15 protein-coding genes, 1 tRNA gene and 3 rRNA genes are annotated in these 25,661 nt (G+C 53.2%); 7 read left to right on the top strand and 12 right to left on the bottom strand.

Translation table 11 applies throughout. The features are described from left to right. Positions 1-59 precede the first annotated feature (59 nt). The 6 genes from clpB to RIN69_RS17425 all read left to right on the top strand — a co-directional run bounded on the left by clpB (position 60) and on the right by RIN69_RS17425 (position 9,692). Positions 60-2,645, top strand: coding sequence for an ATP-dependent chaperone ClpB (gene clpB, locus RIN69_RS17450; protein WP_313853375.1), 2,586 nt, complete (start codon positions 60-62; stop codon positions 2,643-2,645). A gap of 470 nt (positions 2,646-3,115) precedes the next feature. Beyond that, positions 3,116-4,658: ribosomal RNA gene (locus tag RIN69_RS17445) — 16S ribosomal RNA — on the top strand. Between the two features lie 88 nt (positions 4,659-4,746). After that, positions 4,747-4,821, top strand: a tRNA-Glu gene (locus RIN69_RS17440). Positions 4,822-5,030: 209 nt separating this feature from the next. Beyond that, positions 5,031-7,939 (top strand): 23S ribosomal RNA (locus RIN69_RS17435). 140 nt (positions 7,940-8,079) lie between these two features. Then, positions 8,080-8,195 (top strand): 5S ribosomal RNA (gene rrf / locus RIN69_RS17430). The 16S, 23S and 5S rRNA genes sit together here with 1 tRNA gene alongside, the layout of an rRNA operon. Positions 8,196-8,390: 195 nt before the next feature. Continuing rightward, the gene (locus RIN69_RS17425) at positions 8,391-9,692 is read left to right on the top strand and encodes an MFS transporter (protein ID WP_313853374.1); all 1,302 of its coding nucleotides are present in this window, start codon (positions 8,391-8,393) and stop codon (positions 9,690-9,692) included. On the opposite strand, the gene RIN69_RS17420 is transcribed toward RIN69_RS17425, so the two are convergent. The 5 genes from RIN69_RS17420 to trxC form a co-directional block, all read right to left on the bottom strand. After that, positions 9,693-10,013 (bottom strand): YfiM family lipoprotein, encoded by a 321-nt coding sequence (locus RIN69_RS17420; protein WP_313857787.1) that lies wholly within the window; start codon positions 10,011-10,013, stop codon positions 9,693-9,695. Positions 10,014-10,062: 49 nt separating this feature from the next. Further along, positions 10,063-11,421 (bottom strand): CDP-diacylglycerol--serine O-phosphatidyltransferase, encoded by a 1,359-nt coding sequence (gene pssA, locus RIN69_RS17415; RefSeq protein WP_313853373.1) that lies wholly within the window; start codon positions 11,419-11,421, stop codon positions 10,063-10,065. Between the two features lie 96 nt (positions 11,422-11,517). Then, positions 11,518-14,193, bottom strand: a complete 2,676-nt coding sequence (locus RIN69_RS17405; protein WP_313853372.1) for a bifunctional acetate--CoA ligase family protein/GNAT family N-acetyltransferase — start codon at positions 14,191-14,193, stop codon at positions 11,518-11,520. A 33-nt stretch (positions 14,194-14,226) separates the two neighbouring features. Beyond that, positions 14,227-14,928 (bottom strand): tRNA-uridine aminocarboxypropyltransferase, encoded by a 702-nt coding sequence (locus RIN69_RS17400; RefSeq protein ID WP_313853371.1) that lies wholly within the window; start codon positions 14,926-14,928, stop codon positions 14,227-14,229. 88 nt (positions 14,929-15,016) lie between these two features. Then, positions 15,017-15,436: a thioredoxin TrxC gene (gene trxC, locus RIN69_RS17395; RefSeq protein ID WP_313853370.1), complete on the bottom strand. Its 420-nt coding sequence runs from the start codon at positions 15,434-15,436 to the stop codon at positions 15,017-15,019. A gap of 206 nt (positions 15,437-15,642) precedes the next feature. Here trxC and RIN69_RS17390 point away from each other — a divergent pair, with 206 nt between their 5' ends. Further along, a complete protein-coding gene (locus RIN69_RS17390) occupies positions 15,643-16,677 on the top strand; it encodes a tRNA/rRNA methyltransferase (protein ID WP_313853368.1) in 1,035 nt (344 codons plus the stop codon). A 78-nt stretch (positions 16,678-16,755) separates the two neighbouring features. Here the strand turns inward: RIN69_RS17390 and emrB are convergent, their stop codons facing one another. From emrB to proV, 7 genes are all read right to left on the bottom strand, one after another. Then, positions 16,756-18,291, bottom strand: a complete 1,536-nt coding sequence (gene emrB, locus RIN69_RS17385; protein WP_313853367.1) for a multidrug efflux MFS transporter permease subunit EmrB — start codon at positions 18,289-18,291, stop codon at positions 16,756-16,758. A 17-nt stretch (positions 18,292-18,308) separates the two neighbouring features. Next, positions 18,309-19,481, bottom strand: coding sequence for a multidrug efflux MFS transporter periplasmic adaptor subunit EmrA (gene emrA / locus RIN69_RS17380; RefSeq protein ID WP_313853365.1), 1,173 nt, complete (start codon positions 19,479-19,481; stop codon positions 18,309-18,311). Between the two features lie 153 nt (positions 19,482-19,634). Beyond that, entirely contained in the window at positions 19,635-20,165 is a 531-nt protein-coding gene (gene mprA, locus RIN69_RS17375; RefSeq protein WP_313853364.1) for a transcriptional repressor MprA, read from the bottom strand. Positions 20,166-20,616: 451 nt separating this feature from the next. Further along, on the bottom strand, positions 20,617-21,801 hold the full coding sequence (locus RIN69_RS17370) for an MFS transporter (protein WP_313853363.1): 1,185 nt from the start codon (positions 21,799-21,801) through the stop codon (positions 20,617-20,619). A 157-nt stretch (positions 21,802-21,958) separates the two neighbouring features. Next, the gene (gene proX / locus RIN69_RS17365) at positions 21,959-22,957 is read right to left on the bottom strand and encodes a glycine betaine/L-proline ABC transporter substrate-binding protein ProX (protein ID WP_313853360.1); all 999 of its coding nucleotides are present in this window, start codon (positions 22,955-22,957) and stop codon (positions 21,959-21,961) included. 68 nt (positions 22,958-23,025) lie between these two features. Then, the gene (gene proW / locus RIN69_RS17360) at positions 23,026-24,201 is read right to left on the bottom strand and encodes a glycine betaine/L-proline ABC transporter permease ProW (RefSeq protein WP_313853359.1); all 1,176 of its coding nucleotides are present in this window, start codon (positions 24,199-24,201) and stop codon (positions 23,026-23,028) included. After that, on the bottom strand, positions 24,194-25,393 hold the full coding sequence (proV, locus tag RIN69_RS17355) for a glycine betaine/L-proline ABC transporter ATP-binding protein ProV (protein WP_313853358.1): 1,200 nt from the start codon (positions 25,391-25,393) through the stop codon (positions 24,194-24,196). Before proV ends, proW begins: the two co-directional genes overlap by 8 nt. Between the last annotated feature and the right edge of the window lie 268 nt (positions 25,394-25,661).

Here is a 25,661-nt window from a genome sequence, read left to right as displayed (position 1 = left end):
ATTAACCTTGAAAAATTTGAGGGATGACCTCATTTAATCTCCAGTAGCATTTTGACCTTATGGGAGGAATTATGCGTCTGGATCGTCTTACTAACAAATTCCAGCTGGCACTCGCCGACGCTCAGTCACTCGCACTTGGGCGCGACAACCAATTTATCGAACCTTTGCATCTGATGAGCACTCTGCTTAATCAGGAAGGGGGATCGGTGCGTCCGTTACTCACCACTGCAGGCGTAGATGTCGCCTCGTTGCGTAACGGTATTGAGCAGGCGATTAGCCGCTTACCGCAGGTGGAAGGCACCGATGGCGATGTGCAACCTTCGGCCGACCTGGTCCGGGTTCTTAATCTTTGTGACAAGCTGGCGCAAAAGCGCGGCGACAACTTTATATCATCTGAATTATTTGTTCTGGCAGCACTCGACTCGCGCGGCTCGGTAGCGGATTTACTGAAATCTGCGGGCGCAACCAGCGAAAAGCTGACGAAGGCCATTGAGCAAATGCGTGGAGGGGAAAGCGTGAACGATCAAGGGGCTGAAGATCAGCGCCAGGCTTTGAAAAAATACACTATCGATCTGACTGAGCGTGCTGAACAGGGCAAACTCGATCCGGTGATTGGCCGTGACGAAGAGATTCGTCGCACTATTCAGGTGTTGCAGCGTCGCACCAAAAATAACCCGGTACTGATCGGTGAACCCGGCGTGGGTAAAACCGCCATCGTTGAAGGACTGGCGCAGCGTATTATCAATGGCGAAGTGCCGGAAGGTCTGAAAGGACGTCGGGTGCTGGCGCTGGATATGGGCGCGCTGGTGGCGGGAGCCAAATATCGCGGTGAATTTGAGGAGCGCCTGAAAGGCGTGCTTAATGACCTGTCTAAACAGGAAGGTAATGTCATCCTGTTTATTGACGAACTGCATACTATGGTCGGCGCCGGTAAAGCCGATGGCGCGATGGATGCCGGCAATATGCTGAAACCTGCGCTGGCGCGTGGTGAACTTCACTGCGTGGGTGCCACCACGCTGGATGAGTACCGGCAGTACATCGAAAAAGATGCTGCGCTGGAGCGTCGTTTCCAGAAAGTGTTTGTCGCAGAACCGAGTGTTGAAGACACCATCGCCATTCTGCGTGGGCTGAAAGAACGCTACGAGCTGCACCATCATGTGCAGATCACCGATCCGGCCATCGTGGCAGCGGCCACGTTGTCGCACCGATATATCGCCGATCGCCAGCTGCCGGATAAAGCCATCGACCTGATAGATGAAGCGGCTTCGAGCATTCGTATGCAAATCGACTCCAAGCCAGAATCACTCGATCGCCTTGAGCGCCGTATTATTCAGCTTAAGCTTGAACAGCAGGCGCTGAAAAAAGAATCAGATGATGCCAGCATTAAACGTTTAGAAATGCTGGAAGATGAGCTGGGCCAGAAAGAACGCGAATACTCTGAGCTGGAAGAGGAGTGGAAAGCGGAGAAAGCCTCGCTTTCTGGAACGCAGACGATTAAAGCCGAACTTGAGCAGGCGAAATTGTCGCTGGAGCAGGCGCGTCGTGTTGGTGACCTGGGGAAAATGTCCGAACTGCAATACGGGCAGATTCCTGAGCTGGAAAAACAACTGGCATCGGCCACCCAGTCTGAAGGCAAAACCATGCGTTTATTACGCAACCGCGTAACCGATGTTGAGATTGCCGATGTGCTGGCACGCTGGACCGGGATTCCGGTGGCACGCATGATGGAAGGTGAGCGCGATAAACTGCTGCGCATGGAGCACGACCTTCATCAGCGGGTGATTGGACAAAACGAAGCGGTTGAAGCGGTTTCTAATGCGATTCGTCGCAGCCGGGCCGGCTTAGCCGATCCGAATCGCCCAATTGGTTCATTCCTGTTCCTCGGCCCAACGGGTGTCGGTAAAACCGAGTTGTGTAAAGCGCTGGCTAACTTCCTGTTCGACAGCGATGACGCGATGGTGCGTATCGATATGTCCGAGTTTATGGAAAAACACTCAGTGTCACGTCTGGTGGGCGCGCCTCCAGGTTATGTTGGTTATGAAGAAGGTGGCTACCTTACTGAAGCGGTGCGTCGTCGTCCTTATTCAGTGATTCTGCTCGACGAAGTAGAGAAGGCGCATCCGGATGTGTTCAACATCCTGTTGCAGGTACTGGATGATGGTCGCCTGACGGACGGACAGGGCAGAACGGTCGACTTCCGTAATACCGTGGTCATTATGACGTCGAATCTTGGTTCGGATCTGATTCAGGAACGTTTCGGTGATTTGGACTATCCGGAAATGAAAGATTTGGTGATGTCGGTCGTTGCGCACCACTTCCGTCCTGAGTTTATTAACCGTGTTGACGAGCTGGTGGTGTTCCATCCATTGGGTGAGCAGCATATTGCGTCGATTGCCAAAATCCAGCTCCAGCGTCTTTATCAGCGTCTGGAAGATCGTGGCTTTACTCTGCACATCTCAGATGAAGCGTTGCAGCTGCTTGGCGAGAACGGTTATGACCCGGTTTACGGTGCACGACCTTTGAAACGCGCTATTCAGCAGCAAATTGAGAACCCGCTGGCGCAGCAGATTCTCTCCGGAGCGTTGATTCCGGGTAAAACTATCGAGATGATAGTGAAAGATGGCGTGATTGTTGCTCATCAATAAACAGAGAGTACTGATAAAAACGGGCCGTTAAGGCCCGTTTTGGTATGTTAATCACACGATATGCAGCAAATTACAGCGGGTGTGATTGAAAACTGAGCGTCTGAACAATTATTTCAATTTAGTACTTGTCACCCGCCAGAAACTCCCTATAATGCGCCTCCACTGACACGGAACAACGGCTTACAGGCCACCGGGTCAGAAGGTTCGGTAAGATGAACCGCCGGAGAAAAACTTCTGAAAAAGAGGTTGACTCTGAAGGAGGAAAGCGTAATATACGCCACCTCGCAACAGCAAGCCAAATCGCTGATTGCACTGCTCTTTAACAATTTATCAGACAATCTGTGTGGGCACTCGCAGGGTTGATATCGCAAACCATCCTCGGATGGAAAAAATTTGAAATATCAAGTCTCAAGAGTGACTACTATATTCATTACGAATAACAGTTTTAATTCTTTGAGCATCAAGCTTTTTAATTGAAGAGTTTGATCATGGCTCAGATTGAACGCTGGCGGCAGGCCTAACACATGCAAGTCGAACGGTAGCACAGGGGAGCTTGCTCCCTGGGTGACGAGTGGCGGACGGGTGAGTAATGTCTGGGGATCTGCCCGATGGAGGGGGATAACTACTGGAAACGGTAGCTAATACCGCATAACGTCGCAAGACCAAAGTGGGGGACCTTCGGGCCTCACACCATCGGATGAACCCAGATGGGATTAGCTAGTAGGTGGGGTAACGGCTCACCTAGGCGACGATCCCTAGCTGGTCTGAGAGGATGACCAGCCACACTGGAACTGAGACACGGTCCAGACTCCTACGGGAGGCAGCAGTGGGGAATATTGCACAATGGGCGCAAGCCTGATGCAGCCATGCCGCGTGTATGAAGAAGGCCTTCGGGTTGTAAAGTACTTTCAGCGGGGAGGAAGGGATGAGGGTTAATAACCTTCGTCATTGACGTTACCCGCAGAAGAAGCACCGGCTAACTCCGTGCCAGCAGCCGCGGTAATACGGAGGGTGCAAGCGTTAATCGGAATTACTGGGCGTAAAGCGCACGCAGGCGGTTTGTTAAGTCAGATGTGAAATCCCCGGGCTCAACCTGGGAACTGCATTTGAAACTGGCAAGCTTGAGTCTCGTAGAGGGGGGTAGAATTCCAGGTGTAGCGGTGAAATGCGTAGAGATCTGGAGGAATACCGGTGGCGAAGGCGGCCCCCTGGACGAAGACTGACGCTCAGGTGCGAAAGCGTGGGGAGCAAACAGGATTAGATACCCTGGTAGTCCACGCCGTAAACGATGTCGACTTGGAGGTTGTGCCCTTGAGGCGTGGCTTCCGGAGCTAACGCGTTAAGTCGACCGCCTGGGGAGTACGGCCGCAAGGTTAAAACTCAAATGAATTGACGGGGGCCCGCACAAGCGGTGGAGCATGTGGTTTAATTCGATGCAACGCGAAGAACCTTACCTGGCCTTGACATCCACGGAATTCGGCAGAGATGCCTTAGTGCCTTCGGGAACCGTGAGACAGGTGCTGCATGGCTGTCGTCAGCTCGTGTTGTGAAATGTTGGGTTAAGTCCCGCAACGAGCGCAACCCTTATCCTTTGTTGCCAGCGAGTAATGTCGGGAACTCAAAGGAGACTGCCGGTGATAAACCGGAGGAAGGTGGGGATGACGTCAAGTCATCATGGCCCTTACGGCCAGGGCTACACACGTGCTACAATGGCGCATACAAAGAGAAGCGACCTCGCGAGAGCAAGCGGACCTCATAAAGTGCGTCGTAGTCCGGATCGGAGTCTGCAACTCGACTCCGTGAAGTCGGAATCGCTAGTAATCGTAGATCAGAATGCTACGGTGAATACGTTCCCGGGCCTTGTACACACCGCCCGTCACACCATGGGAGTGGGTTGCAAAAGAAGTAGGTAGCTTAACCTTCGGGAGGGCGCTTACCACTTTGTGATTCATGACTGGGGTGAAGTCGTAACAAGGTAACCGTAGGGGAACCTGCGGTTGGATCACCTCCTTACCTATGTGAAGATACCCGCGTAGTGCCCACACAGATTGTCTGATGAAAAAGTAATGAGCAAGGCGCCTGCGAAGTCGCGACACCCCGTGTCCCCTTCGTCTAGCGGTTAGGACTCCGCCCTTTCACGGCGGCAACAGGGGTTCGAATCCCCTAGGGGACGCCACTTGCTTGGTGACAGGTGAAAGGTGTCGCTGAAAATATCTTAAAGCTGACTTTCGAGTCAGGTTTTAAGATATTGCTCTTTAACAATCCGGAACAAGCTGAAAATTGAAACGACGCGTCGTCTCATTTCTCCGTAATAAGAAATGAATCGCGATGTGTTCGAGTCTCTCAAATGCTTACAACCGCAGTGGAAACACTTGTGGGTTGTGAGGTTAAGCGACTAAGCGTACACGGTGGATGCCCTGGCAGTCAGAGGCGATGAAGGGCGTGCTAATCTGCGATAAGCGACGGTAAGCCGATATGAGGCGCTACAACCGTCGATACCCGAATGGGGAAACCCAATGCAATTCGTTGCATTATCATTAAGTGAATACATAGCTTAATGAGGCGAACCTGGGGAACTGAAACATCTAAGTACCCAGAGGAAAAGAAATCAACCGAGATTCCCCCAGTAGCGGCGAGCGAACGGGGAACAGCCCAGAACCTGAATCAGTTTGTGCAGCAGTGGAAGCCTCTGGAAAGTGGCGCGATACAGGGTGATAGCCCCGTACACGAAGCTGCACTTGTTGTGAGTTCGATGAGTAGGGCGGGACACGTGACATCCTGTCTGAATATGGGGGGACCATCCTCCAAGGCTAAATACTCCTGACTGACCGATAGTGAACCAGTACCGTGAGGGAAAGGCGAAAAGAACCCCGGCGAGGGGAGTGAAACAGAACCTGAAACCGTGTACGTACAAGCAGTGGGAGCCTTGATTTATCAGGGTGACTGCGTACCTTTTGTATAATGGGTCAGCGACTTATATTCTGTAGCAAGGTTAACCGTATAGGGGAGCCGCAGGGAAACCGAGTCTTAACTGGGCGTTAAGTTGCAGGGTATAGACCCGAAACCCGGTGATCTAGCCATGGGCAGGTTGAAGGTTGGGTAACACTAACTGGAGGACCGAACCGACTAATGTTGAAAAATTAGCGGATGACTTGTGGCTGGGGGTGAAAGGCCAATCAAACCGGGAGATAGCTGGTTCTCCCCGAAAGCTATTTAGGTAGCGCCTCGTGAACTCATCTCCGGGGGTAGAGCACTGTTTCGGCTAGGGGGCCATCCCGGCTTACCAACCCGATGCAAACTGCGAATACCGGAGAATGTTATCACGGGAGACACACGGCGGGTGCTAACGTCCGTCGTGAAGAGGGAAACAACCCAGACCGCCAGCTAAGGTCCCAAAGTCATGGTTAAGTGGGAAACGATGTGGGAAGGCACAGACAGCCAGGATGTTGGCTTAGAAGCAGCCATCATTTAAAGAAAGCGTAATAGCTCACTGGTCGAGTCGGCCTGCGCGGAAGATGTAACGGGGCTAAACCATGCACCGAAGCTGCGGCAGCGACACTATGTGTTGTTGGGTAGGGGAGCGTTCTGTAAGCCGTCGAAGGTGGACTGTGAGGTCTGCTGGAGGTATCAGAAGTGCGAATGCTGACATAAGTAACGATAAAGCGGGTGAAAAGCCCGCTCGCCGGAAGACCAAGGGTTCCTGTCCAACGTTAATCGGGGCAGGGTGAGTCGACCCCTAAGGCGAGGCTGAAAAGCGTAGTCGATGGGAAACAGGTTAATATTCCTGTACTTGGTGTTACTGCGAAGGGGGGACGGAGAAGGCTAGGTTATCCGGGCGACGGTTGTCCCGGTTTAAGCGTGTAGGCTTGCATTCCAGGCAAATCCGGAATGCTTTAAGGCTGAGGCGTGATGACGAGCCACCACGGTGGTGAAGTAACTGATGCCATGCTTCCAGGAAAAGCCTCTAAGCTCCAGGTAACACGAAATCGTACCCCAAACCGACACAGGTGGTCAGGTAGAGAATACCAAGGCGCTTGAGAGAACTCGGGTGAAGGAACTAGGCAAAATGGTGCCGTAACTTCGGGAGAAGGCACGCTGGCGCGTAGGTGAAGGGACTTGCTCCCGGAGCTGAAGCCAGTCGAAGATACCAGCTGGCTGCAACTGTTTATTAAAAACACAGCACTGTGCAAACACGAAAGTGGACGTATACGGTGTGACGCCTGCCCGGTGCCGGAAGGTTAATTGATGGGGTTATCCGCAAGGAGAAGCTCTTGATCGAAGCCCCGGTAAACGGCGGCCGTAACTATAACGGTCCTAAGGTAGCGAAATTCCTTGTCGGGTAAGTTCCGACCTGCACGAATGGCGTAATGATGGCCAGGCTGTCTCCACCCGAGACTCAGTGAAATTGAACTCGCTGTGAAGATGCAGTGTACCCGCGGCAAGACGGAAAGACCCCGTGAACCTTTACTACAGCTTGACACTGAACATTGAGCCTTGATGTGTAGGATAGGTGGGAGGCTTTGAAGCGTGGACGCCAGTCTGCGTGGAGCCAACCTTGAAATACCACCCTTTAATGTTTGATGTTCTAACCTGGCGCCGTAATCCGGCGTGGGGACAGTGTCTGGTGGGTAGTTTGACTGGGGCGGTCTCCTCCTAAAGAGTAACGGAGGAGCACGAAGGTCAGCTAATCACGGTCGGACATCGTGAGGTTAGTGCAATGGCATAAGCTGGCTTGACTGCGAGAGTGACGGCTCGAGCAGGTGCGAAAGCAGGTCATAGTGATCCGGTGGTTCTGAATGGAAGGGCCATCGCTCAACGGATAAAAGGTACTCCGGGGATAACAGGCTGATACCGCCCAAGAGTTCATATCGACGGCGGTGTTTGGCACCTCGATGTCGGCTCATCACATCCTGGGGCTGAAGTAGGTCCCAAGGGTACGGCTGTTCGCCGTTTAAAGTGGTACGCGAGCTGGGTTTAGAACGTCGTGAGACAGTTCGGTCCCTATCTGCCGTGGGCGCTGGAGAATTGAGAGGGGCTGCTCCTAGTACGAGAGGACCGGAGTGGACGCATCACTGGTGTTCGGGTTGTCATGCCAATGGCATTGCCCGGTAGCTAAATGCGGAAAAGATAAGCGCTGAAAGCATCTAAGCGCGAAACTTGCCTCGAGATGAATTCTCCCTGACTCCTTGAGGGTCCTGAAGGGACGTTGAAGACTACGACGTTGATAGGCCGGGTGTGTAAGCGCAGCGATGCGTTGAGCTAACCGGTACTAATGACCCGTGAGGCTTAACCTTACAACGCCAGAAGTGTTTTGGTGGTTGTGTGTGAGAGAACCATCAATTTCAGCTTGTTCATACGGATTAAAGAATTTGCAGAAACGAAAGATTTTGTGCTGGTTAAGCGCAAAAGATTCGTTTCACGCACAAAGAATTTGCCTGGCGGCTTTAGCGCGGTGGTCCCACCTGACCCCATGCCGAACTCAGAAGTGAAACGCCGTAGCGCCGATGGTAGTGTGGGGTCTCCCCATGCGAGAGTAGGGAACTGCCAGGCATCAAATTGCGATAACCCCCAGCGTAAGCTGGGGGTTTTTTGCGTTTAAAGCCCTTCAGTAATTTTCTTCCGGAAACCCCGCCTGCTTCACAAAACTTCAGCTAAAAATACAAAACATTTACTTAACAATCGTTGTAATGCTTTACTGAACCCTTTGGCGCTGAAGATCAGCAAGGAAAATAAGAGGGTGATTAAATGGCTGAGGTAGCAACAGGGCAGGAAAAGCAGCCGGAATCGGCAGAGCAGACGAAAAAACGTATCTGGGCGATTGTTGGCGCTTCATCGGGGAACCTGGTCGAGTGGTTCGATTTCTATGTTTATTCATTCTGCTCACTCTATTTTGCGCATATTTTCTTCCCGGCAGGGGATACCACCACTCAGTTAGTGCAAACCGCAGGAGTATTTGCCGCCGGCTTTCTGATGCGCCCAATTGGCGGTTGGTTATTTGGTTATATTGCCGACAAGCATGGGCGTAAAACCTCAATGCTGATATCGGTTTGCATGATGTGCTTTGGATCTCTGGTAATTGCCTGTTTACCGGGTTACGCCACATTGGGAATTTGGGCACCGATACTGCTGCTGCTGGCGCGACTGTTTCAGGGGCTTTCAGTCGGTGGCGAGTACGGCACCAGTGCCACCTATATGAGTGAAGTGGCGGTGGAAGGGCGTAAAGGTTTCTATGCCTCATTTCAGTATGTCACGCTGATTGGTGGTCAGCTGATGGCCCTGCTAACGGTGGTTGTTCTGCAACACATTCTTTCAGAAGAAGATCTTCGTAGTTGGGGCTGGCGTATCCCGTTTGCGATAGGCGCGGCATTGGCGATTGTCGCGCTGTATCTGCGTCGTTCGCTTAATGAAACCTCCGATGATAAAACGCGTGCACATAAAGACGCTGGCAGCCTGCGCGGCCTGTGGAAGCATCGCCGCGCCTTTATTATGGTACTGGGATTCACAGCGGGCGGCTCACTAAGCTTTTATACCTTTACCACCTATATGCAGAAATACCTGGTGAATACTTCCGGGATGGATGCGAAGACCGCCAGCGGATTAATGACGGCAGCGCTATTTGTCTTTATGTTAGTGCAGCCGCTGATTGGCGCCTTATCGGATAAAATCGGACGCCGTAGCTCCATGCTGATCTTCGGTGGCTTTGCGGCGCTGCTTACGGTGCCAATTCTGACGGTACTACAAAGTGTTAACAGCACATGGATTGCCTTTGCGCTGGTCATGCTCGCGCTGTTAATCACCAGCTTCTACACCTCCATCAGTGGTATTCTGAAGGCTGAGATGTTTCCACCGGAAGTGCGCGCACTGGGTGTGGGTCTGTCCTATGCGGTGGCGAATGCTATCTTTGGTGGATCGGCGGAATATGTTGCGCTGTCACTGAAAGCGGCAGGTAATGAAACCAGTTTCTTCTGGTATGTGTCGGTTATGGGGGCGGTGGCATTTTTAGTGTCGCTGATGCTGCATCGCAGAGGAAAGGGCATCAAGCTCTGATTATTGTCCGAGATTCCATAATGCATAGCCGGTGGCAGCACCGGCTACATCCCAGGCAAAATCCTTCCAGCTCCAGCCGGTTCCTGTTGCGCGGCTGTCATATAACTCTTTAGCGGCTCCAAGACTGATGGCGAACATCAGGCCAAAGGTATTGCTGCGTGTATCGCTCCAGTGCTGTTTCTGCCCATACTCATTACCGGCGGCAGAGAGCACTGCCGAAGCGATAAAGTGCTGAGCTTTATCTTTACCGGTCCACTGGTCCTGCGCCATATGGCTACAGCCTGAACAGAAAATAACGGCGATAATCAGATATTTAATCATCATCAGCCCAATAAAAAGCCCCGTCAGATCGCGGGGCTTACAGCATTAATCAGAGGATCCGGCTAATTAGCCGATCGATACGAATGCGGCGTAAGCGGCGAATCAGCTTCCGCACTTTAACCGGATATTCCGCAATACTGTCCAGATCGCGGAAGTGTTTGACTACCGTCGTATGCGTGCGGATTAACGCCAGTTCGCGTTCTCGCTGTTCTGCCAGCTGCTGCAGCGGATCGTGGATCAACACTGCGTTTTCCAGATCCAGTCGCCATGCGCGCGGATTGAGGTTATTTCCGGTAATCAGCATCCATTCGTCATCCACCCACATACCTTTCAAATGATAGCTGTTTTCACCATCTTTCCACAGTCTGACCGTCAGCTGGCCACTGGTCACATAGTATTGCAGCCGACTCAGGAAACGACGCAAATTGATTTCATACAGATAAGGCAACGCGCCGATAATCTTAAATGGCTGATCTTCCGGGATGTAAAAATCGTTAGCGGTCTTATCACCGATTATGATTTCCACTTCTTTCCCCTGGCGCAGCAGATAAATAATGTTGCGCACCAGCAGCGCTGGCAGATTGAAGTAAGGGGTGCAGAGCGTCAGTTTCTGCTCGGCGCACGGCATCAGATGGTAGATGGTCTTGTTCAGCAGACTACGCTTGCCGAGGCCTACTAATGGCGTGACCGCCAGCTGTTCATTGTTGGCATCACCGGTAAAATGATAGTCATAACCACGCAGGTCCTGGCGGAACTGGCGAGTCTCATTTTTAATTTCCGGGCTTTTAGGACGCTCGTGCTGGTCGAGGCGATGAACCGCATCTGCCGCTTTAAGATTATTGTCGATCCAGGCCAGCATGGTATCTGTCAGCCGGGCATTGCGGATTAGCTGATAGCGGTCATAGCGATATTTGTCGTGCTGATGCAGATAGACGTCGTTGATACTGGCACCGCTATACAGCAGAGTATCGTCAATGATAAACCCTTTGAGGTGCAGCACGCCAAGCGCTTCGCGGGTATTGACCGGAATGCCATAAACCGGAATGGCAATATCGGGATTCTGATCGGCCATCTCACAGTACCAGTCGGCATTAGTCGCCGCTGCTGCCGCACCAATTCGCCCGCGCTGTGCACGATGCCAGTCAACCAGTACGCTTATCTCAAGCTCCGGGCGTGCGCGTTTCGCAGCATAGAGCGCTGACATAACGCCGCGACCGCCATCGTCATTTTCCAGATAGAGCGCCACAATGCAGATGCGACGCGTTGCAGCCGCAATTTTTTCCAGCAATGTTTCACGAAAATCTGCCGGCGAAAATAGCGTTGTTACATCAGCAACTGACTGGGACAGTTTTGGCAGTTGAGCAAGGTGTTGTTGGTGTTTATTGCGCTTAAATTTAGACAACATCACAGTGCGCTTCTTCTCTATTCATTGAGTGGCCTTTTGCCATTAAATCATGGCTGTAACCAACAATATTACCATCAACCGCAGCGGAAGGCGTTAATTTTACCTTTCTCTACAAGGTTCGGATATTGCTGGCGTGAGTGGTAAAGCCAGGCTGACAATTCCATCTTCCAGCTGCACATCGACGGAGAATCCCAGCTTGCGTGCCAGCGAAATCATTCCGCGATTACCCGGCATGGTAATGCCGTTCAGCTGCATCAGGCCATGTTCGCGAGTGTAGGCGATCATTTTTTCCAGCAGACGACGTCCGAGCCCCAGCCCCTTGAGATCGGAACGCACCAGTACCGAGAACTCGGCGTCAGTATTGTCCGCATCGGAGATTGCCCGCGTAACGCCAATAATCTCATTCTCGCCCTGATGCTGACGTATCGCGACGATCGCCATTTCACGATCGTAGTCGATCTGCGTCATGTTGGCTAAGTCATCGTGGGTGAACTCGTTGATCTCACTAAAGTAACGGTAGTAAAGATCCTCTTTGGTTACCAGGGCAATAAAGCGCCGTAGCAGGGGTTCATCTTCCGGCAGGATCGGGCGAAACAGACAACGCTGGCCATTTTTCATCTCGACCAGCTCTTCCAGCGCATGCGGATAAGGGCGAATCGCCAGGCGAGCTTCGGCATCCCCGGTAAAGGGTACCAGCTGCATTGTCACATCGAGCAGGGTGAATTCATCGCCGGCTGCCAGTAGCGGATGAATATCAAGTTTATGGATATCAGGGCAATCGACTATCAGGTTGGATACCTGCACCAGCACCTGACTGATACCGGCGATATCCAGTGGACGCAATGCGCTGCGCCCGCGAATTTTGCCGCTGTTGATGGCCTGAATGACCAGGTAGCGTGCCAGCGTCATATTCAGCGGCGGTAGTGCGACTACTGCCTGGCGATCGGCATGCCACGCGATGCCGCCTTCACCCAGCAGGATAATCGGGCCAAACAGCGGATCCTGCTCGACCACTATGCGTAACTCCTGTGCGCCTGCGCGATTGGCCATGCTTTGTACCTGCAGACCATGAATGCGTGCTTGCGGCCAGGCCTGTTTCACGCGGTCAATAATTGCATCGGCGGCCTGTTGAACTTCACTGGCGGTCCGCAGATAGAGCATTACGCCCTGAACTTCTGATTTATGCGGGATATCAGGCGAACGCAGCTTCAATGCTACCGGATAGCCAATTTGCCCGGCGATATGCACCGCTTCGACACTGTCATTCGCAATCCAGGTCGGCAAAGTACTCAGCCCATAGGCTTGCAGTATCGACTGAACTTCATGGGTATCCAGTGTAGTCGGACCGGCGTTTAGCGCCTGCTGAATAAGCTGATGGGCATAAGCAGTATCCTGCTGCAAATTCGGCGGGAGTGCCGGGGTCTCGCGCAGCTGCTTCTGGTTGCGTCGGTATTCCACCATATGCATAAAGGCGGTAATGGTGCCTTCCGGGGTGCGGTAAGTGGGAATCCCGGCATCGCTGAATGCCCGTCGGGCTTGCATTGATGAGTGCTCACCGCACCAGTTCGTCAGTATAGTGACGGCATTGCCGCGTGAATGCTGTTTGATGCCGTCAATCAACCGCTGCGCTGTCACGGTGGCTGGAGCCACCGCACTCGGGGCATGGACAACCATCAGAGCATCAAAATCATGGCTGTCCAGCAACAAGTTTAGGGTGTGCTGATAGTGCTCGGGCGCGGCATCATCTTTTAGATCGAGCGGATTACCAGGCGTGATGCCTTCCGGCAGCGCGGCAGCCAAAGCAGCGAGCGTGCTGTCGCTAAGCTGGGCCAGCTTACCTTTACGCGCATCAAGTGCATCAAGTGCCAGCGCGGCAGGAGCCGCGCCGTTACTGACGATCATCAGGCGTTCGCCACGAAGCGGGCGCATATGGCTCAGGGTTTCGACCGCTGAAAATAACTCATGGGTATCCTGCACGCGCAGTAATCCGGCACGCTGAATCGCGGCATCCCAGGCAGCATCGAGTCCCGGATGGGTTTTTAACAGCAGCTGCGCCTGCGCGCTACGACCACTTTTGATCACCAGGATCGGTTTATTACGAGAGGCGCTGCGCGCTGCCGAGACAAAGCGGCGTGCGTCGCTCAGATGTTCAAGATACAGCAAGATGGCGCTGGTTTTACCGTCGCGAGCGAGGAAGTCGAGCAGGTCATCGGCATCAATATCCAGGCTGTCACCCAGCGCGATAAACCAGGAGAAGCCCAGCTGGCGCTGTTGCGCCCAGTCAAGAATGGTATTGGATACCGCTGCCGACTGCGAAATAAATGCCAGCTTCCCTTTCTCAATCGGTACCGGGGAAAAACTGGCATTCAGCCCCTGCCAGGGGGCCAGCAATCCAAGGCTGTTAGGCCCAAGCAAGCGGATTTGCCACTGGCTGGCACAGGCTTTCAACGCAGTAAGCTGGCTTTCAGGAGCGGAGAGAATAATGCAGGCTTTGCAGCCGCGTTCTCCCAGTTGTTGCAATAAACTGAGATTACGGCTGGCGTTGGTACAGATAATCGCCAGGTCGGGTGCCAGCGGCAGGCTGGCGATATCGGGCCAGGCGAGCACGCCGCACACTGCTTTATATTGTGGCGTAACCGGCAGAATCGGGCCGCTGAAGTTGCCATTGAGCAGATTGCGCATCATCAGGTAACCGGCACGCTGCGGTTTTATTGATGCGCCGATTACCGCAATCGATTTTGGACGTAACAGCGCTTCCAGCCCACGTTGGCTCATTTCCTGCTCCCGAAGAAATTGATTAGCCTGATTCTAAACGTTTTCGATCGCTTCTGCCGTGAGATGGATTGGATGATGAGGTTTTCCTGCCAGATAACGTTGGCGGAACAAGTTGAAGTGATCGGCCAGCGCCTGGGAAGCGGCGTTGTCACCGGCCTGTGCTAATAATTCGGCAGCGACTTCTGCGGTGCAGTGTTGTCCGGCGCCGTGCGCTTCCCGCAGCGTATAATTGGAGGGGGTCGTCAGCGTCAGCGACATCACCGGCAGGCGGTCGAGCCAGGGGCTTTTACGAAACATTTTTCGCGCTTCGGTCCAGGTGCCATCCAGCATAATAAACAGCGGCGGTTTTCCAGTTAGCGGCGGGGCGTTGAGTATTGGACGTCCGGCATCAGCATAAGACTCGGGAAACACCACCATCGGCTGTACGTCCGGGTTCTGTACCGCGGCGAGCAGCGCCGGATCGGGCTCGGTGCGCGACCAGCCAAAAGCCTCGGTATCCGGCAGAATATCGGCAATCAGCCGACCGGTATTGCTGGGTTTCATTGGCTCGGTGTCGAACATCACCAGACAGAAACGACTACGTGCAGGTTGAGGCGAGATGGTCGCGCACAGGCAGTTTTTCTGCGGCAGCAGGCAACGCTGGCAGCGGATAGTGCGGTTTCCACGAGCGAGGAAAGGGCGAGTGGCGCGGGCGAGACGCTCAGCGCGTAAACGAAGGACGGCGTTTTCGATCATAAGGTGATATCTGAGGAAAACCCCATATTAGCCGAAAACCATCGACAAACGTAGGGCGGTTTTTACACCGCCCGTGATGGTGCTTAAATCAGAGTGATTCATCCAGCCATGCAGAGAATGGCGCTTTAGGCATTGCGCCATTCAGCATATCGACCATCTGTCCCTGCTTAAACAGCATAATGGTTGGAATACTGCGGATGCGAAAGCGTGCGCTCAGCTCAGGCTGCGCTTCGGTATTCACTTTTATGAAGCGGACTTTGCCACTGCGTTCTGCCGCCACGTCTTCATAAACCGGCGCGAAGTTTACGCAAGGGCCACACCACGGCGCCCAAAAATCGACCACTACCGGCAGGTCGTCCTGCAGATATTTATCAAATGTCTCAGTGGTGGCGTTAATCACTTCACCGTCGAATAACTCGCTACCGCAACGACCGCATTTGGCATTATCAGTGATACGCTCTTCCGGAACGCGATTCGTTGCCTGGCATGATGCACAAACCGTATTCATTGTTCACCTCTAAAATTTGGTTATTGGTGAGCGTTTACTTACCGCTCTTCACATTTCTTAGGCTAATTATCGATCGGGCTGGTCACATCAACAACGTGGAATACTCAATGGGTATAATAGTTAATAGCTTTTGGTGGAAGTTAATAGCTTAGCGTGGTCACATCAGGTAATCTGCGCGCTTCGCGCTCAGCCAGGTGGAGGAAAAGATGAACGACGAATTTAAAGGTAAAAGCGGCAAAGTCAAAGTGATGTATGTCCGCGGTGATGACGAGAATGAAAAGCGTGGCAGCGGTAATCCACGTACCGGTAAAGGTGGCCGTCCGGCCGCATCTCGTCAGGATGGCAATCGTCGTCCTTCCCGAAATGCTGATGATAAGCCCCGCGGCGGGCGCGATAGCGGTCATAGTGACTCGCCATGGCGCACGGTTTCACGTGCTCCAGCAGATGATAATAAGCCCGATCACGGTGGTATCAGCGGGAAAAGTTATATCGATCCAGAGCAGCTGCGCCGTCAGCGCATGGAAGAAACCCGCGTGTATGGCGAAAATGCCTGTCAGGCGCTGTTTCAAAGCCGTCCTGAATGCATCGTGCGTGCGTGGTTTGTTCAGGAAGTTACGCCACGTTTTCGTGAAGCATTGCGCTGGATGGCAGCCAACCGTAAAGCCTACCATGTGGTAGACGAAGCGGAACTGGCAAAAGCATCTGGCACTGAACACCACGGTGGTGTTTGCTTCCTGATTAAGAAGCGCTCTGGTATGCCGGTGAGCGAGTGGTTATCTACCGCTGGCGAAAAAGATTGTGTGCTGGCGCTGGAAGATATCGGCAATCCGCATAACCTCGGTGGCATTATGCGCAGCTGCGCCCACTTTGGTGCTAAAGGATTGCTGGTGGATGACGCGTCATTGCTGGAGTCCGGTGCGGCTGTTCGTACCGCCGAAGGTGGTGCGGAGCATGTGCAGGCAATCAGCGGCGAGAGCTTTGTTGCCGGTCTGGATGCATTCCGTAAAGCGGGTTACACCATTGTCACCACTTCCAGCCATAAAGGTACGCCGCTGGCGAAAGCACAGCTGCCAGCCAAAGTGGTACTGGTATTGGGACAGGAGCGTGATGGCCTGTCAGACAGCGCATGGCAGCAGGGCGATCTCAGCGTGTCGATTGGCGGAACCGGGAAGGTGGAAAGCCTGAACGTTTCCGTTGCGACGGGCGTGCTGTTAGCAGAATGGTGGCGTCAGAATAGCTAATTGACTATCTGGCTGGCCATTTTGGGCTTGCATGACCAATAAAAAACGGGCTTTCGCCCGTTTTTTTATAGCTGAAAATCAGTGCGCGCCACCGCCGCCGCTGCCGGAACCAAACGGCGGACGGGCAAACCACACCAGCACCAGCAGAATCAAAAACACGCCCGCTGAAGCCCAGAAGATCTCATTAGCAGAAATAATCAGCCCCTGATTGGTAATCTGCTGCGCGATCCAGGCGGAAGCCTGCTGCTGCGTCATGCCGAGCTGTTCCAGTTGCCGGTAGGTCTCCTGCGAGTTGAGGTTATAAGGATTAATCGACTCGGTCAGATAACTGTGGTGCATCGACTCGCGGTTAGTCCACAAGGTGGTGGTGATCGAGGTGCCAATCGAACCGGCAAGAGTTCGGGTAAAGTTCGACAAGCTCGATGCTGCCGCCAGCCGCTCAGGCGGTAAGCCTGAAAGGGTAATGGTAGTCAGTGGCATAAAGAAGCAGGCTACCGCAAAACCCTGAATAAACTGCGGCCACGCGGACGCGCCAAAATCCATACCCGGCTCGAAGGTGTAAGCGCGCCAGTAGAAGCAGACGGCATACATAATAAAGCTGAAGGTAACCAGCCGGCGCATATCGAGCTTATGGGCAAAACGACCAATAATCGGCGACAAAATCACCGGAATAATTCCCACCGGTGCCGATGCCAGACCTGCCCAGGTGGCGGTATAGCCGTAGACCTCCTGCAATAGCTGCGGCAGCAGGACTATTGAGCCGAAATACAGCATATAAGCCAGGCTGATCGACAGACAACCGATAGTAAAATTGCGTGATTTAAACAGCGACAGATCGACTATCGGGTTATCGTCGGTCAACTCCCATACCAGCAATGCCACCAGCGAGATCACCGCCACCACTGCGAGGATGATTATCTCCGTCGAGCTAAACCAGTCCAGCTCTTTACCCTGATCGAGCATGACCTGCAGGCAGCCGACTCCCAACACCAGTAATACCAGCCCGACGGTATCAATCGGTCTGATTTCGGTTTTGGTTTCGCGGCTGCGCAGCGTTTGCAGTGCCAGCATCACCACCACCGCACCAATCGGCACGTTGATAAAGAAGATCCAGCCCCAGTGATAGTTATCGCTAATCCAGCCGCCGAGTATCGGGCCGCAGATTGGCGCAACAATCACCGTCATCGCCCAAAGTGACAGGGCAATGCTGCGCTTGGCGGGCGGATAGTTACTTAACAATAAGCTCTGGGACAGCGGAATCAGCGGGCCGGCAACAACGCCCTGAATTACGCGGAAAAAGATCAGCATGCCGAGGCTGTCTGCCATTCCACACAGCCATGAGGCTACCGCAAAAGCGGCGGTAGACCACAGGAACAGTTTGACCTCACCGACCCGTTTCGCCAGCCAGCCGGTGATCGGAATCGAGATGGCGTTGGCGACGCCAAACGAGGTGATCACCCAGGTGCCCTGAGAGTTAGAGGCACCAAGATTACCGGCAATCGTTGGGATTGCCACGTTAGCGATGGTGGAGTCCAGAACCTGCATAAACGTCGCCAGTGACAAGGCGATGGTCATCAGAACCAGCTGGGCTCCCTCAAGCGGTTTTTGTGCCATAACAGACTCCCGCTTTCTTAACCCGCATTGGCACGAATAATATCGGCAATCAACTGGTTAGCTGGCGCTAAATCCAGTGCCAGAGCATTACTTTCATATGCCGGAGTCTTGCGCACGTTGTCAGCCAGCACCCTACCGTCGGTATTCTGGGTATCAACTTTCACCAGCGTCGACAGGCCAATACGCAGCGGATGCTGCGCGACCTGCTGCGGATCGAGTTCGATACGCACCGGCAGTCGCTGAACCACTTTGATCCAGTTACCGGTGGCATTCTGCGCGGGCAGCAGTGAGAAGGCGCTGCCGGTGCCCATATCGAGACCAACAACTTTACCGTGATACACCACGTCATCACCGTAGATATCGCTGACTACCGTCGCCGGTTGGCCGATGCGTACTTTGGCGAGCTGCGTCTCTTTAAAGTTGGCGTCGACCCACAGGTTGTTCGCCGGAACCACCGCTAATAAAGGGGTAGAAGTGCTGATCTGCGAACCGACCTGCACACTGCGACGGGAGACAAAACCGTCCATCGGGCTGACGATTTCGGTACGCTGTAACGCCAGCCATGCGTCGCGCAATGCTGCCGCACTCTGTTTCACTGCCGGCTGGTTTTCCAGCGAGGTGTTCATGACTACCGCCTGATTGGCATTGTACTGCTGCACCGCCACGTCGAGCTGAGCTTTAGCAGAGGCGACGGCATTGCGTGCGTGTTGCAGTTCCTCACGGCCAATTAAGTTAGCACTTCCTAACGGCTCACGGCGTCTCAGGTCTGATTCAGCCTGTGCCAGCGCCGTTTTTTGCAGTTCAATGGTTGCCTGATACTGCTTACCGTTAATCATCAGCTGATGAGTCTGGCGAACGCTGGTGGCCAATGCGGTCTGCGCTTTTTCAAACGCTTGCTCGGCATCGGTTTTATCCAGCGTGATCAACACATCCCCTTTTTTCACAAAGTCGGTATTATCAAACCACACCGTATTGACGCTGCCGGAAACTTGCGCCATCACCTGAACCTGGTTACCGGCGACATACGCGTCATCGGTTTCCTGATAGTGGCGTAACACCAGGAACCAGTAAGTCAGATAAGCGATACCAATCACAATAACCACGACAGCCAGAATCAGCAGCGCTGTTTTACGCTTTTTCTTTTTATTAGCTGGCTGCTGCGGTGATTGCAGCTCCGCATTTGCACTCATGGTGTTCTCCACGTTTTTCACGTATTACGGGGTTACGCACATCCATGCACGCAAAGTCCCGAGCCTAAAATGCCAGCGGGATTAGCGCTGGCATGGGTAAATGGGCGGTTAAAATAGCGGTTTATTGGCGTGATTGTGTCGCAGTAATTGCTATTATCGGGAAAGAGAAGCGATAACTTGTTCTTCGTCCATTTGGTCGAGACGGTTCAGCAATTTACGCGTAATCCCTTCCAGCTGGCTCTTTTCAGACGTGCTCAGCGAAGACCACAGATGTTGCAGGCTCTGATGCTGCGGTGGCAGCAGCTGGCGCAGGAATTCATTCCCTTTTTCGGTAAGATGCAGATACAGGCAGCGGCGGTCGTTGTCACTTTCACGGCGCTCAATCCAGCCACGCTTTTCCAGTTCGTCGGCAATGCGCGTGGCGTTGGTGCGTGATGAGCCAAGTGCAGAACTCAGCTCAGATGGTTGAATGCTGTGATTTTCCTGTGCATCGAGCGTAATCAACGCCATAAACAGCGTCTCGTTAATCCCTTGAGCTTTCAGCATTTTATTGCGGTTATCCAGCAATTTGCTTTGCATATGCATGCACAGACGCGTCAGCATAATTTCCTGCAAAGGAAAATCTTTCTGGCGATTAGCGCGAAAATTTAGCATCTGTTCAATGGGAGTAAACGAACTTTCCATCTTGGGGGAACCTCACTAGTTGCAACTGGTATAGTAACGATGGTGATTTGATAAGTGCAGGCACTTTGCCGGTGGTAACCTTTTCAGGTTCACAGAATCACCATCAATAATTTCCAGGTCACTCCTTAACCCAGGGCGGACAACAGCGTGAAAAATCCGGTGCTGTTGGGCAGAAATTTGGCCATCTACGACTTTGCTGCGAAGAGGCAGAACTGGACGACAGGTCGATACGGCAGGAACAGAATGGCGGGTGATATCAGCATGCGGCAAGCCGTCGCAAGCTGCCGGTGGCGTGTCAGACACGTCTCCGCAGAGCATTGCTTTCCGATTGCTTAATAATTGCATGCGTAAAAATAACCGTCCTGAATAAGTAACGTTAAACAATACCAGAGAGGGCAAGGGCTTAATACCCCTGCACAATCTGAAAATTACTCAATTTACTATATGCAGGCTAATTACTGTCATTTTCATGACGGTAGCCGCTCCACCAGCAGAGCAGATTCAGCAGCGTCATGACGACGCCTGCCGCGCAGACGCCATACCAGCCCGCGTACTGAAAGGCGCTGGCGGAGACCAGTGAACCAACGGCACCGCCGATAAAGTAGCTGGTCATGTAGCCGGAAGTCAGACGGTTACGCGCTTCCGGCATCCGACGATAAATCACGCTCTGGTTGGTAATGTGCACGCCTTGTACCGCAAGATCGAGCAGAATAATTCCCACGATCAGCGCCAGAAGTGAGTGAGCACCAACTGCGGTGATACCCCATGACGCCAGCATGATCAGTAATCCTGCCGTAGTGGTGATGCGCGCTTTTCCCTTATCCGCCAGGCTTCCGGCCTGCCGTGCAGCCAGTGCTCCTGCCGCGCCGACCAGGCCGAGCAGCCCAATCATGCCTTCCGAGTAGTTGTAGGGCGGTGAGGCCAGCAAAAAAGCCATTGATGTCCACAGCACGCTAAAGTTGGCAAAGGACAGACAGCCAACCATCGCGCGGGTTCGCAGCACCCGGCTGGCGCCATACAGTTTGAAAATCGAACGTAGCAGCTGCGGATAGTTAAGTGGAACCGACTGACGATAGCGCGGCAAATAACGCCACAGTGCCAGCGCCATCAGCGCCATCAAAATACTGGCAACCCAGTAAACGGTGCGCCAGCCGCCAAGTTGCGCTAAGCCACCGGCAACGGTTCGCGCCAGCAAGATACCCAGCAGCAGGCCACTCATCACGGTGCCGATCACTTTACCGCGTTTTTCCGGCGCGGCCAGCGTGGCGGCCAGAGGCACCAGGATTTGCGCCACCACTGAAAACAGCCCGGTTAATATCGTGCCTGCCAGCATCATCTTGAGGGACGATGACAGCGCGGTAATCACCATGCCGCCGGCGGCCAGCAGGCTCATCACCACAATTAAGCCGCGCCGTTCCAGCATATCGCCAAGTGGAACCAGCAGCAGTAAACCGGCGGCATAGCCCAGCTGGGCAGTGGTAACGATAAAGCCGGCCTGATTTACGGATAAATCAAAACTGCGGGCGATAGTTTCCAACAGGGGTTGAACATAATAGTTACAGGCAACAGAAAGGCCTGTCGCAACTGACATTAAAGCGACAAGCGCAGGGCTTAGCCCCTGTGGTGCGGATTTCATAAGCAGTTAACAGCATTGATAAGTGGAATACGCTAATAGTAACCTAAAAAACTATTTCATTGTTGCGATGATTAACAGGCCAAACCAGTCACAGACAAAAAAGCAGCCCTGAGGCTGCTGGTGTAATGTTTAACAATGGGCGTTGTTGCCTGTTTAATCAGGATTTTGCCGCAGCGGCTGCGTCAGCAACCCACTTATCAAACTGCGCCTGGTGAGCTTTAATCCAGCCATCAACATGACGGTTGATATCGCTTTCAGACGCTTCGCCGTCATGCATGCGCGCATTCTGCGCATTGATATCGGCGATAGGCAGCTTCATTTCAGCAAACAATTTGGCGGCTGCCGGGTTTTTCTCAGTCCACTGTTTATTCGCCACGATATGCATGCTGTTGACCGGGAAGCCATAATTGGCACCATTCGGTAATTTAGTATCAAGATCTTTCTGTTCACCCGGCAGAGAAGAGAACGGCACCTGCAACCAGACGACATCTTTACCCGGAACCAGTACGTCGCTTAACCAGTAGGGTGTCCAGGTATAGTAGATAACCGGTTTGCCCTGCTTAAAGCGCGCCATCACGTCTGCGATCATCGCAGAATAGTTACCCATATTGGCTTCGACCGTCTTACTTAGACCGAAGGCCGGCATCTGATGATTGATCACCGCCTCACAGCCCCAGCCTGGGGTACAACCGGTCAGGTCAGCTTTGCCATCACCATTGGTATCAAACAGTTTGGCGATCTTCGGATCTTTCAGCTGGTCGATACGCGTAATGTGATACTTCTCGGCAGTTTTTTTATCGATCAGATAGCCCTGAGCCGCGCCTTCAACGTAATTACCCTCGCGATAAAACTTTTTGTCACCGCCTGCCGCTTTGTACATATCGTCATGCAGCGGTTGCCAGTTAACGGCAGTAAAAGTGGCATCGCCAGAGGCAATGGAGGTGTAGCCAACGTTGTAATCAACTTCGCTGGTGCTGTCCACGGTGTAGCCCAGTTTTTCCAGCGCTCGACTGACCAGCAGCGTCTGAAAACTCTCTTCGGAAATGGTGCTCTGTACTGGCTTAACCGTAATGCCTTTACCCGGCAGGTCTGCTGCGGAAACCTGTGTCGCGGCCAGAGTGGTTAAGGCGGCTGCCAAAATTGCTGTCTTGCGCATAGTGATTCCTTATTAGTGATGTTATTGCGGTATTAGCCGGCGGTGCCACTGACGCACCGCCGGAAAAATCATTTCTTGATAAACGGACGAGTCAGCAGGCCAACCGGGCCGGTGGTGTACCAGCGGCGACTGCCACGGCTGCGGCTGTCGCGGCCCAGTGACTGTGTCAGGCGATCGAGGATGATCGCCAGGATCACGATGCCGACGCCACCGACGGTTGCGAGGCCCATATCCAGACGGCCAATGCCGCGCAGTACCATCTGTCCCAGACCTCCTACAGCGATCATTGAGGCGATAACCACCATCGACAGTGCCAGCATCAGCGTCTGGTTAACCCCGGCCATAATGGTTGGCATTGCCAGCGGCAGCTGAACTTTAAACAGCATCTGGCGCGGATTAGCGCCAAAGGATTCGGCGGCTTCGATTAAATCGGCCGGTACTTGCTTAATGCCGAGAATCGTCAGGCGCACGATTGGCGGCAGGGCAAAGATGATGGTGACCACCACGCCTGGCACATTACCGATACCAAACAGCATCACAATCGGCACCAGGTAGACAAACGCCGGCGTGGTTTGCATGGCATCCAGCAGTGGCCGAATAATTTTCGCTGCCCGCTCGCTACGCGCCAGCCAGATGCCAAGCGGCAACCCGATGACAATACAGAACAGCAAGGCGGTGAGTACCAGCGCCAGCGTCACCATCGCCTGCGACCAGGCACCAATCGCCCCAATGGCAATCAGTGAAACCAGCGTGGCGATACCCATGCCGAAGCTGGAAAGCTGCCAGGCAATCAGCGCAAAGACGATGATTGCCACCGGCGCTGGCATCCCCAGCAGCAACTGCTGGAAGGCGCTGAGGATATAATCTACCGGTACGCGAATGCCCTGGAACAGCGGACGGAAATGCGAGACTACCCAGTCAATACCTTCTGTGACCCAGCTATCCAGCGGGATCAGGGTCTTATGAAAGGGATCGAGAATATTGAAGTGCTCCGCTTGTGGCGCAGGCGCGCTACTCAGCCAGTCGCTGCTGCTGGCAGCCGCATCGTGACCGCCGGCAGACGCCGGTGAACCCCAGGCATCGCTACCACCGCTGGTGGACGCCGCATCCGCAGACGCACTGCTGGTATCGGCAGGAGTGGACCAGGGATCGCTGGCTGAGGCGGCACTGCTGCCGTCAGTTGTCGGTGCGGTATCAGTCTGCGCGGGTGCGGTTTCCCACGGATTTGCCGTTTGATTACTCATTGTTTGCCCCCTCGCGATCTAATGCCTGTAGTAACGTGCCCTTGGAAATGATGCCGATATACTGATGGTCTTCGCCGACGATCGGCACGGCACAAGGTGCCTGCGCCACATGCGACAGCAGTTCATTCAGTGAGGTATCACCCGGCACTGCGGCAGGTGAGGTCAGCAGGGCCGAATCCAGCCCTTCGCCAGCGGCCAGCGCGACTTTCAGCGAGTCGACAGAGACGATACCGACAAACTTTTGTCGCTCCAGCACGTAACCGTATTCGCGGTCGGCATCCTGCAACAGTTTGATGGCGGAGCGAGGGCCGAGGCCCGGCGCTTTACGAATCAACGCGCCAGCGCTGCGGCGGGCAATATCTTTGGCGCTGAACACATGGCTGATATCAACCCCGCGGAAGAAGGTGCGCACGTAGTCATTGGCGGGATTATTCAGAATTTCGTCCGGGGTGCCGACCTGTACCACTTCACCGCCCTGCATAATGGCGATGCGATCGCCGATGCGCATTGCTTCATCAAGGTCATGGGAGATAAATACAATGGTGCGCTGATGTTTTGACTGTAGTTTGACCAGCTCGTCCTGCATTTCAGTACGGATTAATGGATCGAGTGCCGAGAAGGCTTCATCCATCAGTAAAATATCCGGGTTAATTGCCAGCGCACGGGCTAATCCAACACGCTGACGCATACCGCCAGAAAGTTCATCAGGATAAGCATGAGCGTAATTATCCAACCCGACCTGACGCAGCGCGTCGAGTGCTTTTTCCTGACGTTCCTGCAATGGCACGCCGGCTAATTCCATACCAAATGCTGCATTATTTAATACCGTCATATGCGGCATCAGAGCAAATGACTGGAATACCATACTGATTTTATTTCGGCGTACCTGACGCAGGTCGCTTTCAGATATTTTCGCGATGTCGACACCATCAATTATGACCTGGCCGCGAGTCGGTTCTATCAGACGATTGAGAAGGCGAACCATGGTGGATTTTCCTGAGCCGGATAACCCCATGATGACAAATATCTCGCCTTCTTCAATGGCCAGACTGGCGTCTTTTACCCCGAGAGAGAGGCCGGTTTTCTCCAGTAGTGCCTCTTTGCTGATGCCTTTCTCGATGTGCTTAAACGCACGCTCGGGATTTTCCCCAAATACTTTATATAAATTCTTAACTTCTAATTTAATTGCCATGCGGTAATTAAGTTCCCGTTAGTTGATTAATTATCTTATTTTTCTTGTTATATCCTGGTTAAATAAAAGCGGCATATACCCTAACACACTGAGAGTATCTGACAACCCTTCGCGGGCGAGCAGGGGAATTTGATGAGACGATGATCTCTGATAATGTCAGGGCACATAAGGGATTGCGGCTAATGAAAAAAGTTAAAAATAGTCTGATATTTTCATCGGAATTTACCTGGGATGGATGAAAATAGTGACGTTTAGCGAAGTGGATATT

The sequence above is a fragment of the Winslowiella toletana genome (genome assembly GCF_032164335.1).
Lineage (GTDB): Bacteria > Pseudomonadota > Gammaproteobacteria > Enterobacterales > Enterobacteriaceae > Erwinia > Erwinia toletana_A.
The sequence above is the reverse complement of the archived record's forward strand: the minus strand, read 5'-3'. Positions and strand labels throughout refer to the sequence as shown.

Coding starts and splice junctions, on each gene's coding strand:
- clpB (WP_313853375.1), top strand. CDS start 60: ATGGGAGGAATTATGCGTCTGGATCGTCTTACTAACAAATTCCAGCTG.
- RIN69_RS17425 (WP_313853374.1), top strand. CDS start 8,391: ATGGCTGAGGTAGCAACAGGGCAGGAAAAGCAGCCGGAATCGGCAGAG.
- RIN69_RS17420 (WP_313857787.1), bottom strand. CDS start 10,013: ATGATTAAATATCTGATTATCGCCGTTATTTTCTGTTCAGGCTGTAGC.
- RIN69_RS17405 (WP_313853372.1), bottom strand. CDS start 14,193: ATGAGCCAACGTGGGCTGGAAGCGCTGTTACGTCCAAAATCGATTGCG.
- RIN69_RS17400 (WP_313853371.1), bottom strand. CDS start 14,928: ATGATCGAAAACGCCGTCCTTCGTTTACGCGCTGAGCGTCTCGCCCGC.
- trxC (WP_313853370.1), bottom strand. CDS start 15,436: ATGAATACGGTTTGTGCATCATGCCAGGCAACGAATCGCGTTCCGGAA.
- RIN69_RS17390 (WP_313853368.1), top strand. CDS start 15,643: ATGAACGACGAATTTAAAGGTAAAAGCGGCAAAGTCAAAGTGATGTAT.
- emrB (WP_313853367.1), bottom strand. CDS start 18,291: ATGGCACAAAAACCGCTTGAGGGAGCCCAGCTGGTTCTGATGACCATC.
- emrA (WP_313853365.1), bottom strand. CDS start 19,481: ATGAGTGCAAATGCGGAGCTGCAATCACCGCAGCAGCCAGCTAATAAA.
- mprA (WP_313853364.1), bottom strand. CDS start 20,165: ATGGAAAGTTCGTTTACTCCCATTGAACAGATGCTAAATTTTCGCGCT.
- RIN69_RS17370 (WP_313853363.1), bottom strand. CDS start 21,801: ATGAAATCCGCACCACAGGGGCTAAGCCCTGCGCTTGTCGCTTTAATG.
- proX (WP_313853360.1), bottom strand. CDS start 22,957: ATGCGCAAGACAGCAATTTTGGCAGCCGCCTTAACCACTCTGGCCGCG.
- proW (WP_313853359.1), bottom strand. CDS start 24,201: ATGAGTAATCAAACGGCAAATCCGTGGGAAACCGCACCCGCGCAGACT.
- proV (WP_313853358.1), bottom strand. CDS start 25,393: ATGGCAATTAAATTAGAAGTTAAGAATTTATATAAAGTATTTGGGGAA.